This window comes from Ruegeria sp. YTSA108 (genome assembly GCF_059610185.1).
In genome coordinates this window covers 121,346-144,389 of the sequence record NZ_JBXWND010000008.1, presented here as the reverse complement: position 1 = coordinate 144,389, position 23,044 = coordinate 121,346, and the positions used below count along the sequence as shown (strand labels likewise).

Here is a 23,044-nt window from a genome sequence, read left to right as displayed (position 1 = left end):
GCAAAACAGGGGCGAGCCCCTGTCCGACGAGCACAGGGTCGAAATGCGATATGACAGAGTTTCGGTTCATTCCGCCGCGATCTTTTCGCCTTTGCGTGCCTGCGTCTGCGCCGATAGCTCAGCCATCAACTGCGAGGCCCGTGCAATCGGGTTGCTCAGGTAGAAGTCCTTGACGGTGTGACGGAAGCTCGCCTTGCCCAGAGGGCCGAGCTTCAGCGCCTGAACCTCGTTTTCGATCACCTCGTCGATACTGGCCAGATGCGGCACCGCCTCGATCAGCGCGGTGCGCAGTTGCGCCAGCGAGTCATAAGGCAGCGTTGCACCCAGTTCGGCAGACAAAGCGCGCAGGATCGCCCAGTTTTCCTTCGCCTCACCTGGTGCAAACCCGGCACGCATCGCCAGTTGCGGGCGGCCTTCGGTGTTCACGAACAAGCCGTTTTCCTCGGTATAGGCTGCGCCCGGCAGGATCACGTCGGCGCGGTGTGCACCTCGATCGCCATGGCTGCCCTGATAGATGACAAAGGCGCCGTCGCCGATTTCAACTTCATCGGCACCGAGATTATAGATCACATCCGCCGCGCTGATTGTATCCATGCCACCTTCGTTGGTGGCATCGACATCCATAGAACCAACACGTGAGGCGGCTGTGTGCAGGACAATCAAACCGCTTTCGGTATTCGCCGCAATGGTTTGCGCAGCGGCCAAAACCGCAGCGCCATCCGCTTCCTGCAATGCACCCTGACCAATGATGACCAACGAGCGTTTGCCCTTGACCTCATCATCTCCGCCCATATCCACCACCTGCTGAAATGCCGCACGATCATCGCCGACATGGTGGTAATCATAGGTCAGATCGACTGCTGGGCCGACCACAGCAATCTCGGCCCCATGCGCCCAGGCTTTGCGAATGCGCGCGTTCAGCACCGGCGCCTCATCACGCGGGTTGGTTCCGATCAGCAGAATGCGCTCGGCGCTGTCGATATCTTCGATCGCAGCGGTCCCGGCATAGGCCGCGCGGTTGCCCGTTGGCAACTTGGCGCCATCGGTACGGCATTCGACAACCCCGCCCTGCCCTTCAATCATCTGCTTCAGAGCAAACGTAGCCTCGACCGGGGCCAAGTCGCCCACGATACCGGCGGGCTTTTCAGCCCCTTTCAACGCCTCGGCCGCTTTGGTCAACGCCTCGGGCCAAGTCGCCGGGCGCAGCTTACCGTTTTCACGCAAGTATGGCTTGTCCAGCCGCTGACGACGCAGGCCGTCCCACACAAACCGCGTCTTATCGCTGATCCATTCTTCGTTCACGCCATCATGATTGCGCGGCAAAAAGCGCATGACTTCGCGCCCTTTGGTATCCACACGAATGTTCGAACCCAATGCATCCATCACGTCGATGCTTTCGGTCTTGGTCAGTTCCCAAGGGCGCGCGGTAAAAGCATAGGGTTTCGAGGTCAGCGCCCCGACGGGGCACAAGTCGATGATATTACCTTGCAGATTCGAATCCAGCGTCTGGTTCAGATATGACGTGATCTCGGCGTCTTCGCCCCGTCCGGTTTGACCCATCTGAGTGATCCCGGCCACTTCGGTTGTAAAGCGCACGCAGCGGGTGCAACTGATGCAGCGGGTCATCGCGGTACCAACCAGCGGACCCAGATCCAGATCATCGACCGCGCGCTTGGCTTCCTTAAACCGCGTGCCCGACATCCCATAAGCCATCGCCTGATCCTGCAGATCGCACTCGCCACCCTGATCGCAGATCGGGCAATCCAGTGGATGGTTGATCAGCAAGAACTCCATCACTCCTTCGCGGGCCTTCTTGACCATGGGCGAGTTGGTTTTGACCACCGGTGCCTGCCCTTCCGGCCCTGGACGAAGATCGCGCACCTGCATGGCACAAGAGGCCGCAGGTTTGGGCGGCCCCCCAACAACTTCGACCAGACACATCCGGCAGTTCCCGGCAATCGACAGACGCTCGTGATAGCAAAAGCGCGGCACTTCGACCCCGGCCTGTTCGCAGGCCTGAATCAGGGTCATCGCACCATCGACTTCGATTTCCTGTCCGTCGATGTTAACTTTGCGGAGGTCAGACATGATTTAAACTACCCTTTCAGGAATGTGCCGATAGCAGATTTTTTGGCGATTTCGCTTCGCCCTGCCGAGCACATCGTATCTGGAACGCCAATCACGATGCCGTTTCCTTGGATATAACGAATAGCGTCGTCCTGTATCCGCTTCCGCGGCAAATTTCTTTCGAGATAGACAAAATCACTTTCCCGATACCCCTTGGCTTCTAGGTCGTCAGCTACCGTTTTCATGCTTTGCCTGATCTGCGATCGATTGAGCGACAAATTCGGACAACCGCCTGCAATCTGCTCTGCCATAGCGTTGGCAAAGGCCACATCATAGAGGCTCTGCGGAACCTGTGTACGAAACTGAGCGCGAGATGTGTCAGCGTCCAAAGCTTGGCTGGATGTTGACTCGCATCCAGCTAAGACCAAAAGCAAAACACCAGCAAAGCCCGTCATCAAAGCTCTGAAACCCATACTCAATTCGCCCTCAAATACACGCCGATGGCGCTGTTTCTTTCAATTTCCGCACGACCAAGCGTACAGAAGGAATTCGGCCGGTCATACGACACGCCATTTTGGGCCAGATAGGCCTCGCCCTTGGCGCGCATCCGGTCTTTTTCTGCATCCGAATCGACATAGGAGCGGATTTCACTGTCGGAATAGCCCAACTGGTTCGCCTTCGACCGCAAGCCCCACATCACACCAATCGCCTTCATACGCCGTCCGCTGATGGAGGGGCAGTATTCCGAAATTTCGTTCGCGATTGCGATGTAATAGAGTTCGTTGTCGATCTCTTTGACTTCGCGCAAGGGAGGTTTAGCCAAAGCAACCGCGGGCAGTGTCAGCGCCGTTGCAACGGCAAGCATTTTGATACCAGACATGACAAATCCTTTCGTCTTGGAAAGACCAAGACGACGGAGGCCAGCATTGCTATGCAATAGCAATGGGCCTGTCACGGCGTGATATGCAAAAACCCGCTTCATGGACGGCGGCAGCTCCCGGCAAAGGTTAGTCTGTCATCGTTGATCTGAAGGTTTTGTGGTTCGGTATCCGGCCCGACCTTCCAGTCGATCCTGGAGGATCCGAAATTCGCGATGCAAAACTTGGTGCCCTCATAACGGCCGGCCTCGCGTGCACCATCCAATGAGGCAGATACTCCTTTGATCACAACGGTGAAATCCGAAGGAGACGCTTTTTTGTTGATGTGCTTTGCTTTGGCTCTGAACGACTTGCCATCGAATAGAATACGATCTTCCGAAGGCTTAATCAGCCCGCAGGCCGAAACCGCCACCAGCAGTAAAACTGCGCCGATGAGGGAAACATTCTTGGTTCTGGTCACAAGATCAACAGTTCGTTCAATCATTAAAACGCCGCCACCAATGCCATGATCCCCATCACGAACATGCAAAGCCAGGCAACCACGTAAAGAACCGAACGCAAGCCAGAGTTCGGTTTACCCAGTCCACGCAGATGAACAAACAGCATTGCCAGACGCGAAACCAGTGCCACCGAGGCGAGCAAGTTTACCCAAAACGGGCTGACCCCCACCAAAATTGCCGCGATCGTCACCGCCGCAAAAGCAGGAAGCGTTTCAGTGCCGTTCAGATAGGCACGGTTCAGGCGATAAGCCCTGTCTGAATAATCTTGCTCGGGCGTGGCGCCTGGCGCCAGCCCCTTACCCTGTTTGGCCATTGCCGAAAATGGGGCTAGGAACAGGACGACTAGGGTGAAGATCATCACCGATGCAAGTGCATGGCCATAGTCCAAGAATACTTCCATTTGAATCACTCCGCTGCCATCGCACCCGTGCGGCCCGATTTCTGGGCCTTGATGCGGTCTTCGATTTCTTCCCGGAAATTGCGGATCAGGCCCTGGATTGGCCAAGCTGCCGCATCACCGAGGGCACAGATCGTGTGGCCTTCCACCTGTTTGGTTACGTCAAACAGCATGTCGATCTCTTCCAACTCGGCCTCACCGCGCACAAGGCGGTCCATGACGCGCATCATCCATCCGGTGCCTTCGCGACACGGCGTGCACTGACCGCAGCTTTCATGTTTGTAAAACTTCGACAATCGCCAGATCGCTTTGATTATATCGGTGGATTTATCCATCACGATCACGGCAGCCGTACCCAGGCCCGAGCCCAGATCGTTGCGCAGGTGGTCAAAGTCCATGATCGCGTCGCGCATATTCTCACCGCGCACACAGGGCACCGACGAACCACCCGGAATAACCGCCAGCAAATTGTCCCAGCCGCCGCGAATGCCGCCGCAATGGGTTTCGATCAGCTGTTCAAACGGGATCGACATCGCCTCTTCGACCACACAAGGGTTGTTCACATGGCCCGAGATCGCAAACAGCTTGGTGCCTGCATTGTTCTGACGGCCAAAGCCTGCGAACCAGTCGGCCCCGCGACGCAAGATCGTCGGCACTACCGCAATGGATTCCACATTGTTCACCGTGGTCGGGCACCCATACAGACCTGCGCCCGCCGGGAACGGTGGCTTCATCCGCGGCATGCCCTTTTTGCCCTCAAGGCTTTCGATCAGGGCAGTTTCTTCACCACAGATATAGGCGCCCGCCCCGTGATGCAGAAACAAGTCGAAATCCCAGCCTGACCCAGCGGCATTCTTGCCCAACAAACCGGCGTCATAGGCTTCGTCAATCGCGGCCTGCAGCGCCTCACGCTCGCGGATGTATTCACCGCGCAGGTAGATATAGCAAGTATGCGCATTCATCGCGAAAGAGGCTATCAGGCAGCCTTCGATCAGCGTATGCGGATCGTGGCGCATGATTTCACGGTCTTTGCAGGTGCCAGGCTCGGATTCATCCGCGTTCACCACCAGATAGGACGGGCGACCGTCACTTTCCTTGGGCATGAAGGACCACTTCAGACCGGTTGGAAAACCCGCACCGCCCCGGCCGCGCAGCCCTGAATCCTTCATCGTCTGGATGATCCAGTCGCGCCCGTTGCCGATCAGGCCAGCGGTGCCGTCCCAATGCCCCCGGGCCTGTGCACCGCGCAATGTACGCTCATGCATCCCGTAGATGTTGGTAAAGATCCTGTCCTGATCCTTCAGCATCATGTGTTACCTTCAGCTGTCCTGACGCATGCGCCAGAGTTGAAAAATGTTGACGCCCGCATAGATGAACCCGGCCAGCGCGGCAAAATCAAACAGCAGCGCATAGCGTCCCGGCAGTTCCATCGCAGGGCCAATGAACATGGTCATGGCAAGCCAGACCAGCATGGTCACGGCGATGACCACTCCGATATGTCGACCCTTGCGGGCCATGGCCTGTTCCTTGTCCTTGTCCATCTTGTCCTAAATGCCCAGAGCGGGCACACATCCTAGTCTTCGTATGTACCGTCGTCCTTGGCCCGCTTGGCGAACTCGGTTTCTTCACCCGCCGCCAGCTTGGTGGCCTGATCAATCCAGCCGTCTCTCTCGATCCGGCCTTTGAACTTCAGCCGCGCATCAACCCAGGCAACCTGCTCAGGCGTCCATTTGGCGATCTGATCATAATGATAGAAGCCCAGCTCGTTCAGCGTCTTCTCAAGCTTAGGCCCGACACCTTTAAGCAGCTTCAGATCGTCCGACTTGCCGTCCCGCGCACCCGAAAGCGTATCGGGCTGGTCTTCTTTGACCGCCTTCGCTTCAGCCGCTTGTTTCACCGCAGGTTTGGCAGGTGCGGGGGCCTTGGGAGGTTTCGGAGCAGCCTTTGTCGCCGCTGCCTTGCCATCCTTGCCCAGCCATGGCGTAAGGATCGGAACCTCGGTCCCGTCGATGCGTTTGACGGTATCCCCCAGATCAGTCGCCAACTGAACGCTGGCATTATACTGGGTTCGGCCGCTGTCATATTCGGACAGGCTGGTCAGCCCCTTCAGAGGCTCTGCCGCATAGCGCCCGTTCTGAGGGCCCGGCGTCGGCACCTTGCCAGCGGCCAGATCGTCGATGATCTTGCCAAAACCCTCGGCGGTCAGGTCTTCGTAATAGTCCTTGCCGATCTGCGCCATCGGCGCGTTGGTGCAAGAGCCCAGGCATTCGACCTCTTCCCAGCTGAGCTTGCCATCGGCGGACAAAGCATGCGGCTTGGCGGCGATCTTGTCCTTGCAGACCGCAATTAAATCCTCGGCCCCGCAGATCATGCAGGACGTGGTCCCGCACACCTGAATATGCGCCACCGAGCCAACCGGCTGCAGCTGGAACATGAAATAGAACGAGGCGACTTCGAGCACGCGGATATAGGCCATGCCCAGCATGTCAGCGACGGATTCAATCGCCGGACGGCTCAGCCAGCCCTCTTGTTCTTGCGCGCGCCACAGCAGAGGGATCACCGCGCTGGCCTGACGGCCTTCGGGGTATTTGGTGATCTGCGCTTCGGCCCATTGCCGGTTGGCAGCAGTGAAGGTGAAGTTCTCGGGTTGTTCGGGGTGAAGCCTACGCAGCATTCGACGATTCCTCCGCAGGACAGGAGAGCGAGAATCCACCAGCAGTATCGATTTCCATGATACCAACTAATTCAGCTCGGTTGTTGTTCAGTGTCGAAATGAAAATTCCTTCGCAGAAATTCGCATATTCTCGGCTCATCGATGTTTCCCCCGATCGAATTTTGACGAGCAAAGTCGGTGCATCTATCGCTTCTGAATGATTAGTGGAACCTAAAGACCAGCCATACTCCCCAACGATGTAGTACCAGTTGTCCACCTGCTCTTTTATATAGCAGTCGGAATTGCCCCAACCGCTTCGGGCGTTAGGTTCGGCCAATGCGTCTTTTTTGAAGTTACAAATCATTGAACGTTCAAAGTGCTCAGTCGGACCACGAAGAACTGGCATCGCGAATGCAAGCACGACAACTAATGCTCCTGATCCAACAAGATGCGCTTTCTTCACCGGTCAATCTCCCCGAACACGACATCCATGGTCCCAATAATCGCGGCGACGTCGGCCAGTTGGTGGCCTCCGGCGATGTGATCCATGGCTTGCAGGTGCAGGAAGCCCGGCGCGCGCAGTTTGGCCCTGTAAGGCTTGTTGGTGCCATCGGCGACCAGATAGACGCCGAACTCACCCTTCGGGGCCTCGACGGCGGCATAGACCTCGCCCGCGGGCACGTGGAAGCCTTCGGTATACAGCTTGAAGTGATGGATCAGGCTTTCCATCGAGGTTTTCATATCCGAGCGTTTCGGCGGGGTGATCTTGCCGCGGGCCAGCACATCTCCGGGGCATTCGCGGATTTTGGCGATGGCCTGACGGATGATCAGCAAGGACTGGCGCATCTCTTCCATGCGGCAGAGATAGCGGTCATAGCAGTCGCCGTTCTTGCCGACCGGAATCTGGAACTCGAATTCGTCATAGCATTCATAGGGCTGCGCGCGGCGCAAATCCCAGGCCAGCCCCGATCCGCGTACCATGACACCCGAGAAACCGTATTTCTGGATGTCATCCTCGGTCACCACGCCAATATCGGCGTTGCGCTGTTTGAAGATGCGGTTCTCGGTCAGCAGACCGTCAATATCGTCGAGAATGGTGGGGAATTCGTGGCTCCACGCCTCGATATCGTCCAGCAGTTCCGGCGGCAGGTCCTGATGTACGCCGCCGGGGCGGAAATAGGCCGCGTGCAGGCGGGCACCACAGGCGCGTTCATAGAACACCATCAGCTTTTCGCGCTCTTCAAAGCCCCAGAGCGGCGGGGTCAACGCGCCCACATCCATCGCCTGGGTGGTCACGTTCAGCAAGTGGTTCAGAATGCGCCCGATCTCGGAATACAGCACCCGGATCAAAGAACCTCGGCGCGGCACCTCAACTCCGGTCAGCTTTTCAATGGCCAGACACCAGGCATGTTCCTGGTTCATCGGCGCAACGTAGTCGAGACGATCGAAATACGGCAGGTTCTGCAGATACGTCCGGCTTTCCATCAGCTTTTCGGTGCCACGGTGCAGCAGGCCGATATGCGGATCGCAACGTTCGACAATCTCGCCATCCAGCTCAAGCACAAGCCGCAAAACCCCGTGCGCCGCAGGGTGTTGCGGGCCAAAGTTAATGTTGAAATTGCGGATCTTCTGTTCTCCGCTCAGCGCGTCCGTGCTGCCGTCATCATATCTTGAGCCGTCCATCAACGCCCCCGCCTATTCTTTTTCGCTTCGGCCCGAACCCGGACCTTTTCGGCCTCGGCCGCCTTGGCTGCAGCCCCCGCCAGAAGGACCCCCAGCGCACCCAGCACGATCAGTTCCCCCAGCATCATCATCTCAGCGGCGCTCCAGCTCTTGCAGTTTCAGCCCGACCCACCACAGCAACGCGATCGTGCCAAAAGGGATCAGACAGAGCAGGCACCAGTATTTGTTAATCCCGAAGAACGGCAAAATCTTCACCATCGGGATGATGGTCAGTGCAGATAGGATCAGCCACCAAATGCCACCCATTATTCGCTCTCCTGTTTCTCATCGCCGGGCAGGATGTAATTCGCACCCTCCCACGGAGACATGAAATCAAACTGACGGTATTCCTGCACCAGATTGACCGGCTCATAGACCACACGCTTTTGCGCCTCGTCATAACGGACCTCGGTATAGCCGGTGGTCGGGAAATCCTTGCGCAGCGGATAGCCACGAAAGCCATAGTCGGTCAGGATTCGCCGCAGATCAGGATGGCCCGAGAAAAGGATGCCGAACATATCGAACACCTCGCGCTCGAACCAGTTGGCCGAGGGGTGAACGTCGACAATCGACGGCACCATGTCATCCTCACGGATCGACACGCGCAGGCGGATACGCTGGTTCTGGTACATCGACAGGAAGTGATAGACCACATCGAACCGCTTGGCCCGCTCGGGATAGTCAACGGCTGTGATGTCCACCAGGGTCGAGAACTTGCAACTGGCATCGCCCTTCAGAAATTCGATAAATTCCACAAGGTTCGACGGGGCCACGTCCACGTTCAACTCATCATGGGTGACATCCCAGGACAGAACGCAATCGGTCCGTTTGAGTTCCAGCTGCGCGCCAAGTTCTTTGAGTGCTTCGCTCATTGCCCTCTCCTCAGCGTACAATGGTGCCAGTGCGGCGGATTTTGCGCTGCAGCTGCATCAGACCATACAACAGCGCCTCAGCCGTCGGAGGGCAACCGGGCACGTAGATATCGACCGGCACAATGCGGTCACAGCCGCGCACAACAGAATAGGAATAATGGTAATACCCGCCGCCGTTGGCGCAGGATCCCATCGAGATCACATAGCGCGGCTCGGGCATCTGGTCATAGACCTTACGCAGCGCAGGCGCCATTTTGTTGGTCAGCGTTCCGGCCACAATCATAACGTCTGACTGACGTGGGGACGCGCGTGGCGCGATACCGAACCGTTCTGCATCATAACGCGGCATCGAGGTGTGCATCATCTCAACTGCGCAACAGGCCAGCCCGAAGGTCATCCAGTGCAACGACCCGGTTCGGGCCCAGTTGATGATATCCTCCGTCGAGGTCAGCAGAAAGCCTTTGTCCTGCAGCTCGGCATTCAGGGCCTGGGTGGCGACTTCTTTGTCGACGCCGGCGGTGTTTGCACCCGTCATCACTCCCATTCCAGGGCCCCTTTCTTCCATTCATAGGCAAAGCCGATGGTCAGAACGCCCAGGAATACTATCATGGACCAGAAGCCCACATCGCTGATGTCCTTGAAACCGACGGCCCAGGGAAACAGGAACGCGATTTCCAGATCGAAGATGATGAAGAGAATCGAAACCAGGTAAAACCGGACGTCGAATTTCATGCGCGCATCGTCGAAGGCGTTGAACCCGCACTCGTATGCGCTGACCTTTTCCGGGTCGGGATTGCGGACGGCCAGCACCACAGCGGCAAGAATCAGGACGATTCCAAGGCCCGCAGCGACGACCAGAAACACCAGGATCGGGAGGTACTCCCGCAGCAGGTCTTCCACGAATAGCTCCTTTCCTGCGCGTGCCCAGTAGGGGAGCGCCGTCAATTAGCGTGTTGACTGGACATTCTCTATCCGCGCGGGGTCAGAGGGTCAACCAAACACAACCGCATGGCACCCTAATATTCCGTTTCATTCCAGCCGAACTTCGATCCGTGAAACGCCCAAACCGACAGAACGTAAACCTAACTATTCCATACAGGTTTTCGCTTGTCGAAGAATGCGCTGATTCCCTCATGCGCCTCGTCAGTTTCCCAGCGCGCAACCAGCGCCCGGATCGTTTGGTCGATAACGGGATCGTCAACACGCGGCCCCAGACTATGGACCAAGGCCTTGGCCGAGGCCACCGCACCAGGCGCACATGACAAATAGGGTTCAACCTCGGCCTCGACAGCGTCCGCCATATCTTCTGCTGATACCGTTTTTGCCAATAGGCCCAAATCGACGGCCTCGGCCGCGTCAAACAATCGGGCCGACATAAAGACCCGCCGCGCACGTGCCGCCCCCATCCGAGCGACAACATAGGGGCCGATGGTAGCCGGGATCAGACCCAGTCGCGTCTCGGTCAGGCCCATTTTTAGGGTCTCGACACCTATTGCCACGTCGCAGACGGCGGCAAGGCCCACACCGCCACCAAAGGCGTTGCCCTGTAACGCTCCGATCAGCGGTTTGGGCATCACATTCAACGCCTGCAACATCTCGGCCAGTTTGCGTGCTTCGACAAAGCGTGTCTGAGGATCCGCTGCCATCTGGTCCTGCATCCAGCCCAGATCCCCACCGGCACAAAAGCTTTTGCCTGCTCCGGTCAGAACGACTACGCGCACAGTGCCATCGCTGCCCAACTGCACCGCCGCTTGTGTCAGTTCCCGGATCATCTGCGCGGACATCGCATTATGCTTCTCCGGGCGGTTCAGCGTCAGGGTTGCAACGCCACGTGGATCAACCGTGACCGAGATCGTTTCTAACATCGCCTACTCCGCCCTCATGGCCAGTGCCATTTGTGCCGCTTGTTCCACGATCCCCAGATCAAGTCCCGTTTCGTATCCAAGACGCTCTAGATGCGCGACCACGGCTTCGGTGGCCACGTTCCCTGCGGCGCCGGGTGCATAGGGGCAACCGCCCAGCCCCCCGACTGCTGAGTCAAATGTCCGCACGCCCAGCGCCAATGCAGCGTCGATATTGTCGATGGCCCGACCATTGGTGTCGTGGAAATGTCCCGCCAAGCGGGTAACAGGCACCGTCTCACGCACCGCCAGAAGCATATGGGCGATAGTGTCCGGTGTTCCCTGCCCGATCGTATCTCCCAGCGATACCTCATAGCAACCCAGCGCAAATAGTGTGTCCGCAATCTCGGCCACCTTCTCGGGTGGGGTCGGACCATCATAGGGGCAGTCGGTCACGCAGGACACGTAACCGCGCACTGGCAGGTCAATATGGCGCGCAGCCTCTAGGATCGGTTTGAACCTCTCAATGGATTCGGCGATGGTCGCGTTGAGATTGGCCTTCGAGAACCCTTCCGAGGCAGATGCGAATACGGCAATCTCATCCGCTTTGGCAGACAAGGCGTCCTCGTACCCGCGCATATTTGGCGTCAGCGCCGCATAGCGCACCTTACCAACCCGCTGGATCCCGGCCAGAACATCGGCACTGCCAGCCATCTGGGGCACCCATTTCGGAGACACAAAACTGGCAACTTCGATCCGATTGAAGCCCGCCTTGCTCAGGCAATCGATCAGAGCGACCTTCTCGGCAACAGGAATTTCCCGCTGTTCGTTCTGCAGCCCATCACGTGGCCCTACTTCAAAAATGTCGACCCGTTCACCCATAGCTTTCGCCTCCCGTTATGCCGTGTTGTCCCGACTGTGCCACGTTGCGGCGCAGCGGGACAGATCATTCCTCCTCCAGCCGGACCAGCGCCGCGCCGGCCTCGACCTGAGCGCCCGTTTCGGCCAGCACCTCGGCGATCACGCCATCACGGGCAGCCAGCAAGGAATGTTCCATTTTCATCGCTTCCAGAATGGCCAGTCGATCACCTTCTGAAACGGCTTGCCCAACGGTGGCGAACATGGCCTTGACCAGACCGGGCATCGGCGCCTCGACCACATTCGTATCGCCCAAGGCGCTTGCATCGCGATCGAGCGGATCGACATGCTCAAACACTTGCCCATAGTCATCGAATACTGTGATTGTCGCACCAGCCAGTGCCACGGGCGGCATCGGGCGGTCATCAATGTACCAGCCTCCATTGCGCCGTTGCGCCAGAACCGTTGTGTCCTTGATCTGCCAGACCTGCCGGTCAGGTCCTTCGACCTGTACGTCTAGATCAATGACCTCGCTATCGCACTTCAACTGGACGGCCCGGTGCAGCGGCGCCCACAGGCTGAAACCCGTGTCGGGCCCGGTCTCGACCAGATCAAGCGCCGTCATGGCTGCTGCAACAATCAAGCGCGCGCCCGCATCAGAAGTTCGGACCAGCCCGTCGATATCCCGACCGATCAGCCCGGTATCGACATCGCCCGCCGCAAATCCAGGGTGCCGGGTCAGCGCGCCAAGAAACGAGAGATTCGTGACCGTCCCGGCAACCTCGGTCCGCCGCAGAACCCGGTGCAGGTTTTCCAGCGCCACCGCACGCGTCGGGCCATGCACCACGACCTTGGCAATCATCGGATCGTACCAGGGGCTGATTGTATCGCCGGACCGCACTCCGCTATCGGCGCGGCATTCCGCAGGAAAGCGCAGATGTGTCAGCGTACCTGTTGCGGGCAGAAACCCTTTGGGCACGTCCTCGGCGTAAAGCCGGGCTTCGAACGCATGCCCGTTGATCGTCAGGTCATCCTGCGTTTTTGGCAACGCCTCACCCGAAGCGACTCGCAACTGCCATTCGACCAGATCAACGCCGGTAATCGCCTCGGTCACGGGGTGTTCCACCTGCAAGCGCGTGTTCATCTCCATGAACCAGAACCGATCCGGGCGCAGCCCGTCCGATGCATCAACGATGAACTCAACCGTACCTGCGCCTTTGTAGCCAATCGCCTCGGCGGCCCGCACGCCCGCCTGCCCCATGGCCTCGCGCATTTCAGTTGTCATTCCAGGAGCCGGGGCCTCTTCGATCACTTTCTGGTGCCGCCGTTGCAGCGAACAATCGCGTTCGAACAAATGTACCGCTTGGGTGCCATCGCCGAACACCTGCACCTCGATATGCCGAGGCTTGGAAACGAATTTTTCGACCAGAACGGCATCGTTGCCAAAGGCGGTTTTCGCCTCTCCCCGCGCACTGTCTAGAGCCTCAGTAAAGTCTTCGGGGTGCTCTACCAGCCGCATCCCCTTGCCGCCGCCCCCAGCAACGGCCTTGATCAGCACTGGATAGCCGATGGTCTGGGCCGCGCCCGCCAGATGATCAGGGTCTTGGTTATCGCCGTGATAACCCGGAACCACGGGCACGCCCGCCAGCTCCATCAACACTTTTGCCGCGTCTTTGAGGCCCATCTTGCGGATCGCATCCGCCGAGGGCCCGATAAAGATCAGACCCGCAGCCTCAACCGCGTCAACGAAACCGGGGTTTTCAGACAGAAACCCATAGCCCGGATGAATCGCCTGCGCGCCCGTATCCAGCGCTGCCTGAATGATCACATCACCCTTTAAATAGCTGTCCGCCGGGGCCGCGCCACCGATATGCACCGCCTCATCCGCCATTTGCACATGCTTGGCCGAGGCGTCTGCGTCCGAGTACACTGCAACACAGGACACACCCATTTTCTGAGCCGTTTCCATCACCCGACAGGCAATCTCGCCTCGGTTAGCAATCAGGATTTTATTGAACATGGCTTATCCCTCAACCCCGAGATCTTCGACAAGTCGGAACCGCTCGCAGAGCAATTCCATTTCGGGATCAAACCCGCCGTTTCGCTCGAAATACCGGCGGTGATCTTCGCGCCATCCTTCAAGCGCCTCATTCTCGCCCTCGGCCAGCGCGAAATCCTCGGTCACATCGCAATATCGGCAGGTCGTTACCTCATTCGTTTCGATCACCAGCGCGGGACGACCATCCCAGTCCAAAGCGATATCGCGCCGCCCAACGACCGGAGTATCCGCACTGCCTTCGGGATAGTCTCGCAAAGCACCGCAGGTCGCTGTTTTCCTTCCTGCACGCACTAAGGCCAAAAGTTCTGCGCTCAACGTTGCGTTGTCACCAAACTTGAAAGTCTGAGCACCCGGATAGCGGGCCATGACATCATTCAAAGAAACGTTCATCTTACATCCTGAACACGCCGAAACGTGTCTCCTCAATCGGGGCATTCAGGGCGGCACTCAGCGACAAGGCCAGAACATCGCGACTTTTGCGCGGGTCGATGATGCCATCATCCCATAGGCGCGCCGAGGCATAGAGTGGGTGAGATTGTTCCTCGAACATATCCAATGTTGGGCGCTTGAATTCGATCTCTTCCTCAGCCGACCAGCTGCCACCCTGCCGCTCGATCCCGTCTCGTTTGACGGTGGCCAGCACGCCCGCCGCTTGCTCGCCCCCCATTACGGAAATACGCGAGTTCGGCCAAGTCCACAGGAACCTGGGCTGATAGGCCCGCCCCGCCATGCCATAGTTCCCGGCCCCGAACGAGCCCCCGACAAGCATGGTGATCTTGGGTACCGAAGTCGTAGCAACGGCTGTCACCATCTTTGCCCCGTGCCGCGCAATGCCTTCGTTTTCGTATTTGCGGCCCACCATAAAGCCGGTGATATTTTGCAGGAAGACCAGCGGGATTTTGCGTTGCGAACACAGCTCAACAAAATGCGCGCCCTTTTGGGCCGCCTCCGAGAACAGCACGCCGTTGTTGGCGATGATCCCAACGGGGCAGCCTTTGACATGGGCAAACCCAGTCACAAGCGTCTCACCAAAGCGCGGTTTGAATTCATCGAACCGAGAGCCATCGACGAGCCGCGCGATCACCTCGCGGATATCATAGGGCGTGCGCAGGTCGGCGGGAACAACGCCCAGAATTTCCTCGGGGTCATAAGCCGGGTCTTCGGGGCTGGCCCAATCCACGGTCTGCGGTTTGCGCAGATTCAGAGAACGCACCGCCTGCCGCGCCAAGGCCAGCGCGTGGGCGTCGTCCTCAGCCAGGTAATCGGCCACGCCGGACAGACGGGTATGGACGTCGCCACCGCCCAGATCCTCGGCGCTGACAACCTCCCCGGTCGCGGCCTTGACCAAAGGCGGACCTGCCAGAAAGATCGTGCCCTGATCTTTGACGATGATCGTCACATCCGACATCGCGGGCACATAGGCCCCGCCCGCCGTACACGAACCCATGACCACCGCGATCTGAGGGATACCCTTCGCGCTCATCCGGGCCTGATTATAGAAGATGCGGCCAAAGTGGTCGCGGTCGGGAAAGACCTCATCCTGGTTGGGCAGGTTCGCCCCGCCGCTGTCGACCAGATAGATACAGGGGAGTTGGCTTTCCTCGGCAATCTCCTGCGCGCGCAGGTGTTTCTTGACCGACATCGGATAATAAGTGCCGCCCTTCACGGTGGCGTCGTTGCAAACCACCATGACCTCGCGCCCCTGCACCCGGCCAATGCCCGCAATCACACCAGCGCTTGGCGCGGCATCGCCATACATCCCATGCGCCGCCGTCGCGCCGATTTCCAGAAACGGGGACCCTGGGTCCAGCAGGTTCGCAACCCGGCGCCTGGGGAGCATCTTGCCACGGGATTCATGCCGCGCGCGGGATTTTTCACCCCCGCCCAGACGGGCCGCTTCCGCAGCGGCAGAGATTTGCGCCAGCGCGTCGAGATGGGCCGCGCGGTTTGCTTTGAAACCCTCGGAGGCGGGCATGGATTTGGATGTGAGTTTCATTCCTGAACCTCTCTTTGAGCGTAAATCTGGAGTCGCTGCGCCGTACGCGCGTCTGCGAGGCGCATCGCCTCGGACAGCACACTGGTCAGTTGCGGTGGAACCGTAGGGCTTGGATCAAGGCGTATTGCCGGTTCTTTTGCGCGGGCAAATGCGAATCGGTAACTTCGGGATCGAAATGTGCCAGAGATGGTCTCGGGAAGATTCGTGATCGTTTTTTGTCGAATTTCGTCGATACTCATTTCGAGTTTAGAAAAGCACTGGTCCTGACTTTCCAGAATACCAACAGAACAAACATCGATTGCGAGCCCCGCACAAAGCGCCACATCCTGAGACGCTGCACCACGAACGTCAATCAATGTGCTTTCATCGGTCACTTTTTCCAGTGTCTCAATTAGGACCTCCGAAAAGGTTTGAAGGCATGATTTCATCAACGCATCAGCAAGGCGAAAATCTCCAGCTGCAACGAAAGACGGAAATGTTGCAAAGAAAAATGCGATGCTGACTAACATTCGACTCATTGCCTTACCTCACCCACCGCACGCGCCTTCAAATCCTTCCGGATCACCTTCCCCGTCACCGTCATCGGCAATTCTTCCAGAAACGCCACTTCGCGCGGATAGGAATACTGCGCCAGACGATCCTTGACCCAATCCTGCAACTCTCGCTCCGCAACCGTGGCTCCCGGTTTCAACACGACATAGGCCTTCACAATCTCAGTCCGCAAAGGATCAGGTTTACCGACCACACCAACTGTCGCCACCGCCGGATGGGTCAACAGGCAATCCTCGATCTCAGCAGGGCCGATGCGATACCCGGCGGAAGTGATCACATCGTCATCGCGGCCAACAAAGCGTAAGTACTCACCCTCCCACATGCCGCGATCTCCGGTGATCAGCCAATCGCCGCGGAACTTCTCGGCCGTGGCCTCAGGTCGGTTCCAGTATTCCAGCAGCATCGAGGCCGAGCCTCGGCGGATGGCCACGTCGCCCTCTTGATCTGTGGGCTGGCCATCCTGGTCGATCACTGCAACTTCATGCCCAGGAACCGGTTTACCGATGCAACCCGGGCGCACCGGAAAATCCTCAGCGCAGGAAGACACGACCATGTTGCATTCGGTCTGACCGTAGAATTCGTTGATCGTCAGGCCGAACGCCTGCTTCCCCCATTCCAACATCTCGGCACCCAGCGGCTCCCCTCCGGAAGCGACCGAGCGCAGACCGGGGATCGCCTGATCCGTGGCCTTGAGCATCCGCAATGCGGTAGGCGGAAAGAACACGTTCCGTACCCCGCCACGTGCGATCACATCCGCACAGGCCTCGGGGGTGAATTTCTCGAGCCGGGCCGCGACCACCGGAATGCCCAGCGCCAGCCCTGGCATCAACACATCGAACAACCCGCCAATCCATGCCCAGTCGGCGGGCGTCCACAGAAAGTCACCTTCGCGCAGATGGTTGTGGCTGATCGAGACCCCCGGCAAATGGCCGGTCAAAACCCGATGCCCATGCAGCGCGCCTTTGGGGCTGCCCGTGGTGCCGGAAGTATAGATCAGAACTGCCGGATCCTCGGGGCCGGTATCCGCAAAGGGCACCGGATCATCAGACGGAGCTATCTGATCGACCCGAACCGGTACGGCCAAATCCCCCAGCAGTGCAGCACCCTCTGCGTCTGTCAACACCAGTTGCGCCCCTGCATCCGCGACACGCGAGGCCAGCGCATCATGTTTGAACAATTTAAACAAAGGCACCGAAATCGCGCCGATCTTCCAGATCGCAAGATGCGCCGCCGCGCAGCCGGGTGACTGGCTGAGCAGTACTCCAACGCGATCCCCAGGCCGCACCCGATCGAGCAAGGCGAGTGCGATGTCATCGGCCAAGCGTCCGAGTTGTGCAAACGAGACGACCTTGCCCTCACCCCCGGTCAGGTCGATGATCGCCGTCTGCTCTGGGGGCTGTTCCAAGCATTGCCGCGCCATGTTCAACCGGTCCGGCAGATCCCAGCCCCCACCCTGATGCAAACCAGGTATGCCTTCAGCGGGACACATTACCGAAACCCTTTGTTTTTCTGGGTTTTTCCTGAATCGAGCCACCAAAGACGGTCACGGGAATTTGATGCAGATCAGAGTCGGCGGGCTTTGCTTCATGCAAAACCCGGTCATCAACAAATCCAAAGGCCGTAAAATGACCAAGAAACTCGCCGCTTTGACCCTTTCGACCGCGCTCGTCGCGTTTGCTGCGCCCGTTTTCGCCCAAAATCAGGGCGACTGGACCGTTGGTGTCGGTGTCGGCTATCTCGACCCGAAATCCGACAATGGATCCCTCGCCGGGCTGGATGCAGATGTCGATTCCGACACACGCCCGATCTTTACTGCCGAGTATTTCGTTCGGGATAATCTGGGTATCGAGCTGCTGGCCGCCACACCGTTCAGCCATGAGGTCACACTGGGTGGCAGCCTCGACGCAGGGACCGTCAAACACCTGCCGCCCACACTGTCGCTGAACTATCACTTCCCGACCAACTCGGTCTGGAAACCCTATGTCGGTGCGGGTATCAATTATACCATCTTCTTCGACGAAAAATCGGCCCTGGGTGATCTCGAGCTCGACAACTCGGTCGGCCTCGCACTGCAGGCCGGTCTGGACTATATGGTCACCGAAAAAGGCGCTGTTCGTCTGAACGTTCGCTGGTTCGATATCGACTCGGACGTCAAACTGAACGGCACCGATATCGGCACCGCTGAAATCGATCCTTGGCTGGTCGGCGTATCCTACGTTCACCGCTTCTGATCCTTTACACAGAACGCCCTGCCGTTACCTCGTCGGCGGGGCGTTTTTTTGCTCAGAGCATTTCGTTCATCAGTTCCCGTCCGATCAGCATCCGGCGGATTTCGCTGGTACCGGCGCCGATTTCCATCAGCTTGGCGTCACGGAATATGCGGCTGACCGGCGAATCCGACAGGAACCCCGCGCCGCCCATAGCCTGAACTGCCTGATGGGCCTGCGTCATGGCCTGTTCCGAAGCATACAGACAGCACGCTGCCGCATCTTGCCGGGTCACATCCCCGCGGTCACAGGCCTTGGCGACCTCGTAGACATAAGCCCGGGCTGAATTCATGGCCGTGTACATGTCAGCAATCTTGCCTTGCATCAGCTGAAAGCTGCCAATCGGTTTGCCGAACTGCTTGCGCTCGGCCAAATACGGCATGACTTCGTCCAGACAGGCGGCCATGATTCCAGTTCCGATCCCGGCGAGCACAACGCGTTCGTAATCCAGCCCTGACATCAGAACCGCGACACCCTTACCCTCTTCGCCCAGAACATTTTCAAAGGGCACCTCGACGTCATCAAAAATCAATTCCGCCGTGTTTGATCCGCGCATGCCCAGCTTGTCGAAATGGGGCGAGGTCGAAAAGCCCGTCATCTCTTTTTCGACCAGAAAGGCGGTGATCCCTTTGGATCCAGCATCAGGATCCGTCTTGGCGTAAACGACCAGAGTATCCGCGTCCGGCCCGTTCGTGATCCAGTATTTGCTTCCGTTCAGCCGGTAGTGATCATTGCGCTTTTCCGCCTTCAGCTTCATCGAAACGACGTCTGATCCGGCGGACGCCTCAGACATGGCCAGCGCGCCCACATGTTCGCCGGAAATCAACCGAGGCAGATATTTCGCCTTTTGCTCGGGGCTGCCGTTCAGCTTGATCTGATTGACGCACAGGTTTGAATGCGCCCCGTATGACAATGAGATTGAGGCAGAGGCCCGCGCCACTTCTTCAACCGCGACGGTATGGGCCAGATAGGACATGGCCGCGCCACCATATTCCTCGGGCACTGTAATTCCTAGCAGGCCCAACTCACCCATCTCGCGCCAAAGTTCATTGGGAAACGCGTTCGAGGCATCGACCTTCGCGGCCATCGGCTTCACCCGCTCTTGCGCCCAGCGATGCACCATTTCACGCAGTGCGTTCACATCTTCACCCAGATCGAATTGCATGGCCGCCGTGAACATCGAACTCTCCCAGTAAATGAACGATTGTTCAAATAATCTGCCATGACCATGAACCCGGGTCAAGCGCTGACCGAAAAAGGTTCACCCGCGAGCCGATCCGGAGCGTCACAAATTCACCATACTCGACGATTAGATCGCCTAAGCCGTTAAGTTTTTTTGCTTCAAGGATTCTGCGAATGGCCCCAACCAATGTCATCGTAAATGGTACTTTTAATAGCGGTTCCGCAAATTGGTCTGGTACGGATATCGAAGCTGACCACACTGAGGGTGCCTATCTCGGGAATGGTTCATCGAATCGTGTGGCCGAAATGGATGGCAACGCAAGCCAAGTCACGGTGATGGAGCAAACGTTTACGCTGGATGACCCCAAATCCGGCGAGCTTAGCCTGGATTCCGCACTTAGGACGGCATCTAACTCAAATGCAGGCAGCGAAGGATTTACAGTCGAGATTCTGGACAGCAACGGCGTCGTTATCGCCTCGATGACCGTTCTGCCGACTGCGAACAGCTTTTCCACATTCACCATGCAGGTCGATTTCCCTTCCGCCGGTGACTATACCCTGCGCCTTACCGAACTTGGCCTTAATGATAGCCTTGGCGCCATTGTCGATAACATCGAGTTACTGGTGTGTTTTTGTCAGGGCACCCTGATCGAGACGGAACTCGGGGAACGTCCCGTTGAAACCTTGCGTGAAGGTGATCTTGTGCTGACCAGATCGGGGCTGAAACCTGTCAGATGGATCGGACAGCGGCATCTTTCGGCAACCGATCTGGCAATCAATCCAAACCTGAAACCGGTTCGAATCGCGAAATCCGCATTAGGGGACGGTTTGCCGAAACAGGATCTTCTGGTTTCCCGGCAGCACAGAATGCAAATCTCTTTGGCGGTGGCGCAGCGCATGTTCGGATCGCCGGATGTGCTGGTCGCGGCCATCAAGCTGTCGGAATTGCCGGGAATCGAGATAGACAACAGCCTTGATCAGGTTGTGTATTACCACCTGCTGTTCGACAATCACGAAATCGTTTTTGCAAATGGCGCCCCGAGCGAAAGCCTGTTGCTCACCGACACGTCGCTGGCATCCGTTACGGCGCTGGCCCGCGAAGAAATCCAAATGATCCTTCCAAATCTGCTGGAAGCCCAGAATACAGTGCCGTCTTATCCGATCCCTGAAAATCGGCTGCAAAAACGACTGGTCGAGCGGCTGCGGAAGAACCAAAAATCCCCGCTCGAATCACAGGTAATGTGATCAGGATTGGAACACCGCGCCGACCTCGGAGCGAATGATCCGTGCGATCAACCGGCAATCATCCAGTGAAAAAGTCAATGGCACCCGCATATCCATGATCCCGCTCAAAATGCGGTCACTCGCAGGCAGAGGCGCGCTTTCCACATATCGCCAACTGTCATAGCGCGAAGTAAACCCGGTGGGCTCTGCTCCGCCGAACCATTTCAGATCCACACCACGCGCCGCGCAGCGCTGCATCACAAGAGCAATCCGTTCGGGTGACCAGTCCAGCAGCAAGAACTGAATCGACGAGCCCACATAAGTTTCCGCCTCGGGCCGTTCGACAATGGTAAGTCCCGGCGTGCCGCGCAGCCCTTTTTCGATCTCGACATAGCGCTCATTCCACCGGTCAATCTGTTGTTCCAGATTGCGAAGCTGCGGCCTAAGGATCGCGGCCCTCAAATTGTCCATGCGCCCTGAGACATTGGGCGTGGTGTACTTGATCCGCTCGAACACCTCTGGGCCCGGCGCTGCAAGGTGGCGCTCATACAGCATGTAGGATCCTGAAAGGACCGTCGCCTTGGCAGCCAGTTCCTCGTCATCGGTAATCAACAACCCGCCTTCACCGGAATTTATGTGCTTGTAGGTCTGGCAGGAATAACACCCGATAACGCCCTGCCGTCCGGATTTTTGCCCGCGCCATGCGGCGCCCATCGTGTGCGCGCAATCTTCGATCACGGCCACACCGGCGGCATCGCAGATTTGCATCAACCGATCCATGTCGCACAGATGCCCACGCATATGGCTGAGCATCAACACATCAGACTGATCCAGTTTGCTTTCGAGATCATCCAGATCAATCGTCAGCGCTTCGGTCACACCGACAAATACCGGCTTGGCTCCGATCGAGGCAATCGCCCCCGGCACCGGCGCCAGGGTGAAAGCGTTGGTCAGAACCGTATCTCCGGGCTGCACCCCTATCGCGCGCAATGCTGTCGCCAGTGCATAGCCGCCCGAGGAGACCGCCAGACAGTATTTTGCACCGGTCTGCGCGGCAAATTCCTGTTCTAACAGGGCGGTCTCGGCCAGTTCGCCGGGCGACACGTTATATCTGTGCAGCCGGCCATGACGCAAAACGGCCAGAGCCGCCTCGATCGCCTCATCCGGGATTGGTTCCTGCTGGGTGAAATTGCCAGTAAACTTCTCAGTCATCTTTTCGCTCTTGAGGCCGCGATGGGCCGGGGTCAAGGGGTCAGGCTGCAGCTCCGACCAAATCAAAAACAAGTTTCGGCAGGTCATCAAAATGATGTAACAGCGCTTCGGGTTTCAGCGCAGCCATTTCGTCGCCAGATGGCCCGAATGTTACAAGCACCGAAGGTACACCTGCAGCACGCGCCGTATTCCGGTCGGTGTCGGAATCCCCGATCAGAACGCACAGATCCGGGTGCCCACCTGCCCGGCGGGCAGCTTCACGCAGGGGCTCCGGATCGGGTTTGCGAACCGGCAAAGTATCCGCACCGACGAGTGAGCCGAACCGGTCGCGCACACCCATTTGGGTCAGCAGCTGATGTGCCAGAGCCTCGGGTTTATTAGTGCAGATACCAACGCCATAGCCGGCCTCTTTCAACTTTCCAACCGCGTCCAGAGCGCCTGGATAAAACCGGGTATGGGTGTCAATCGCCTCCGAGTACGCCTCTAAAAGCATCGGGTAATAAGCGTGAACAGCCTGCTCGTCAAAGGCCCCAACCCGCTTCAAACCGTGGGTCAGCATCATCCGCCCACCACGCAAAGCGATGCCAGCATCCTGCCCGTGGACCAGCACATCGCCGTGCCCCATATCGCGAAAACAATGGTTTGCGGCCTCCAGCAAATCCCCGGAAGTATCCGCCAGTGTCCCGTCCAGATCAAAGATGACTGTTCGCATTACGCCTCCTGCCTCGGCGGGTTTTCGCCACGTCTTGTTGCAAACGGCAATC

The 23,044-nt window shown here is 58.0% G+C and carries 27 protein-coding genes; 2 read left to right on the top strand and 25 right to left on the bottom strand.

All coding sequences use genetic code 11. From position 1 onward, the window contains the following. Positions 1-66 precede the first annotated feature (66 nt). The 22 genes from nuoG to AC2FHW_RS12925 all read right to left on the bottom strand — a co-directional run bounded on the left by nuoG (position 67) and on the right by AC2FHW_RS12925 (position 17,884). Positions 67-2,088 carry an NADH-quinone oxidoreductase subunit NuoG gene (gene nuoG, locus AC2FHW_RS13030; protein WP_496822041.1) on the bottom strand — a complete coding sequence of 674 codons (2,022 nt, stop codon included), beginning with the start codon at positions 2,086-2,088 and terminating at the stop codon, positions 67-69. An 8-nt stretch (positions 2,089-2,096) separates the two neighbouring features. Next, complete coding sequence (locus AC2FHW_RS13025) at positions 2,097-2,522, bottom strand: DUF5333 family protein (protein ID WP_271950187.1); 426 nt, start codon at positions 2,520-2,522, stop codon at positions 2,097-2,099. Positions 2,523-2,542: 20 nt separating this feature from the next. Beyond that, positions 2,543-2,947 carry a DUF5333 domain-containing protein gene (locus AC2FHW_RS13020; RefSeq protein WP_271950189.1) on the bottom strand — a complete coding sequence of 135 codons (405 nt, stop codon included), beginning with the start codon at positions 2,945-2,947 and terminating at the stop codon, positions 2,543-2,545. A gap of 98 nt (positions 2,948-3,045) precedes the next feature. Next, a complete protein-coding gene (locus AC2FHW_RS13015; RefSeq protein WP_142634885.1) occupies positions 3,046-3,429 on the bottom strand; it encodes a hypothetical protein in 384 nt (127 codons plus the stop codon). Next, positions 3,429-3,845, bottom strand: coding sequence for an MAPEG family protein (locus AC2FHW_RS13010; protein WP_271950191.1), 417 nt, complete (start codon positions 3,843-3,845; stop codon positions 3,429-3,431). Before AC2FHW_RS13010 ends, AC2FHW_RS13015 begins: the two co-directional genes overlap by 1 nt. A 5-nt stretch (positions 3,846-3,850) precedes the next feature. Then, a complete protein-coding gene (gene nuoF / locus AC2FHW_RS13005; RefSeq protein WP_142635179.1) occupies positions 3,851-5,149 on the bottom strand; it encodes an NADH-quinone oxidoreductase subunit NuoF in 1,299 nt (432 codons plus the stop codon). A 12-nt stretch (positions 5,150-5,161) separates the two neighbouring features. Beyond that, entirely contained in the window at positions 5,162-5,383 is a 222-nt protein-coding gene (locus AC2FHW_RS13000; protein WP_142634889.1) for a DUF5337 domain-containing protein, read from the bottom strand. A 32-nt stretch (positions 5,384-5,415) separates the two neighbouring features. Beyond that, positions 5,416-6,516 carry an NADH-quinone oxidoreductase subunit NuoE gene (gene nuoE, locus AC2FHW_RS12995; protein WP_496822039.1) on the bottom strand — a complete coding sequence of 367 codons (1,101 nt, stop codon included), beginning with the start codon at positions 6,514-6,516 and terminating at the stop codon, positions 5,416-5,418. After that, a complete protein-coding gene (locus AC2FHW_RS12990) occupies positions 6,506-6,958 on the bottom strand; it encodes a hypothetical protein (protein ID WP_142634892.1) in 453 nt (150 codons plus the stop codon). The genes nuoE and AC2FHW_RS12990 overlap by 11 nt, the downstream gene beginning before the upstream one ends. Then, on the bottom strand, positions 6,955-8,178 hold the full coding sequence (locus AC2FHW_RS12985; RefSeq protein ID WP_271950197.1) for an NADH-quinone oxidoreductase subunit D: 1,224 nt from the start codon (positions 8,176-8,178) through the stop codon (positions 6,955-6,957). Before AC2FHW_RS12985 ends, AC2FHW_RS12990 begins: the two co-directional genes overlap by 4 nt. Further along, complete coding sequence (locus tag AC2FHW_RS12980; RefSeq protein ID WP_281972810.1) at positions 8,178-8,309, bottom strand: hypothetical protein; 132 nt, start codon at positions 8,307-8,309, stop codon at positions 8,178-8,180. Before AC2FHW_RS12980 ends, AC2FHW_RS12985 begins: the two co-directional genes overlap by 1 nt. A gap of 1 nt (position 8,310) precedes the next feature. Further along, positions 8,311-8,484, bottom strand: coding sequence for a hypothetical protein (locus tag AC2FHW_RS12975; protein WP_170433422.1), 174 nt, complete (start codon positions 8,482-8,484; stop codon positions 8,311-8,313). After that, positions 8,484-9,089: an NADH-quinone oxidoreductase subunit C gene (locus tag AC2FHW_RS12970; RefSeq protein WP_271950203.1), complete on the bottom strand. Its 606-nt coding sequence runs from the start codon at positions 9,087-9,089 to the stop codon at positions 8,484-8,486. Before AC2FHW_RS12970 ends, AC2FHW_RS12975 begins: the two co-directional genes overlap by 1 nt. 10 nt (positions 9,090-9,099) lie before the next feature. Then, complete coding sequence (locus AC2FHW_RS12965) at positions 9,100-9,633, bottom strand: NuoB/complex I 20 kDa subunit family protein (RefSeq protein WP_037307875.1); 534 nt, start codon at positions 9,631-9,633, stop codon at positions 9,100-9,102. Then, positions 9,624-9,989 (bottom strand): NADH-quinone oxidoreductase subunit A, encoded by a 366-nt coding sequence (locus AC2FHW_RS12960; protein ID WP_142634899.1) that lies wholly within the window; start codon positions 9,987-9,989, stop codon positions 9,624-9,626. Before AC2FHW_RS12960 ends, AC2FHW_RS12965 begins: the two co-directional genes overlap by 10 nt. Positions 9,990-10,171: 182 nt before the next feature. After that, positions 10,172-10,954 (bottom strand): crotonase/enoyl-CoA hydratase family protein, encoded by a 783-nt coding sequence (locus AC2FHW_RS12955; protein ID WP_271950204.1) that lies wholly within the window; start codon positions 10,952-10,954, stop codon positions 10,172-10,174. Positions 10,955-10,957: 3 nt separating this feature from the next. Beyond that, positions 10,958-11,812, bottom strand: a complete 855-nt coding sequence (locus tag AC2FHW_RS12950) for a hydroxymethylglutaryl-CoA lyase (RefSeq protein WP_142634903.1) — start codon at positions 11,810-11,812, stop codon at positions 10,958-10,960. Positions 11,813-11,876: 64 nt separating this feature from the next. After that, positions 11,877-13,808 carry an acetyl/propionyl/methylcrotonyl-CoA carboxylase subunit alpha gene (locus AC2FHW_RS12945; protein WP_142634905.1) on the bottom strand — a complete coding sequence of 644 codons (1,932 nt, stop codon included), beginning with the start codon at positions 13,806-13,808 and terminating at the stop codon, positions 11,877-11,879. 3 nt (positions 13,809-13,811) lie between these two features. Further along, positions 13,812-14,237: an ASCH domain-containing protein gene (locus AC2FHW_RS12940; RefSeq protein WP_142634907.1), complete on the bottom strand. Its 426-nt coding sequence runs from the start codon at positions 14,235-14,237 to the stop codon at positions 13,812-13,814. A 1-nt stretch (position 14,238) separates the two neighbouring features. Beyond that, positions 14,239-15,843, bottom strand: coding sequence for a carboxyl transferase domain-containing protein (locus tag AC2FHW_RS12935; RefSeq protein ID WP_496690856.1), 1,605 nt, complete (start codon positions 15,841-15,843; stop codon positions 14,239-14,241). After that, positions 15,840-16,352 (bottom strand): hypothetical protein, encoded by a 513-nt coding sequence (locus tag AC2FHW_RS12930; protein WP_142634912.1) that lies wholly within the window; start codon positions 16,350-16,352, stop codon positions 15,840-15,842. Before AC2FHW_RS12930 ends, AC2FHW_RS12935 begins: the two co-directional genes overlap by 4 nt. Positions 16,353-16,357: 5 nt before the next feature. After that, positions 16,358-17,884, bottom strand: a complete 1,527-nt coding sequence (locus tag AC2FHW_RS12925) for an AMP-binding protein (RefSeq protein WP_496822036.1) — start codon at positions 17,882-17,884, stop codon at positions 16,358-16,360. A gap of 136 nt (positions 17,885-18,020) precedes the next feature. Between AC2FHW_RS12925 and AC2FHW_RS12920 the strand changes: the two genes are divergently transcribed. Beyond that, on the top strand, positions 18,021-18,626 hold the full coding sequence (locus AC2FHW_RS12920; RefSeq protein WP_271950306.1) for an OmpW/AlkL family protein: 606 nt from the start codon (positions 18,021-18,023) through the stop codon (positions 18,624-18,626). 52 nt (positions 18,627-18,678) lie between these two features. On the opposite strand, the gene AC2FHW_RS12915 is transcribed toward AC2FHW_RS12920, so the two are convergent. Continuing rightward, a complete protein-coding gene (locus AC2FHW_RS12915) occupies positions 18,679-19,842 on the bottom strand; it encodes an isovaleryl-CoA dehydrogenase (protein WP_271950212.1) in 1,164 nt (387 codons plus the stop codon). A 176-nt stretch (positions 19,843-20,018) separates the two neighbouring features. On the opposite strand from AC2FHW_RS12915, the gene AC2FHW_RS12910 reads away from it, so the two are divergent. Then, positions 20,019-21,089 (top strand): Hint domain-containing protein, encoded by a 1,071-nt coding sequence (locus AC2FHW_RS12910; protein WP_496822034.1) that lies wholly within the window; start codon positions 20,019-20,021, stop codon positions 21,087-21,089. Here the strand turns inward: AC2FHW_RS12910 and AC2FHW_RS12905 are convergent, their stop codons facing one another. Together AC2FHW_RS12905 and AC2FHW_RS12900 are read right to left on the bottom strand one after the other, a co-directional pair. Next, a complete protein-coding gene (locus AC2FHW_RS12905) occupies positions 21,090-22,280 on the bottom strand; it encodes a DegT/DnrJ/EryC1/StrS family aminotransferase (RefSeq protein ID WP_281972802.1) in 1,191 nt (396 codons plus the stop codon). A 40-nt stretch (positions 22,281-22,320) separates the two neighbouring features. Next, complete coding sequence (locus AC2FHW_RS12900; RefSeq protein WP_496813834.1) at positions 22,321-22,992, bottom strand: HAD-IA family hydrolase; 672 nt, start codon at positions 22,990-22,992, stop codon at positions 22,321-22,323. Positions 22,993-23,044 lie beyond the last annotated feature (52 nt).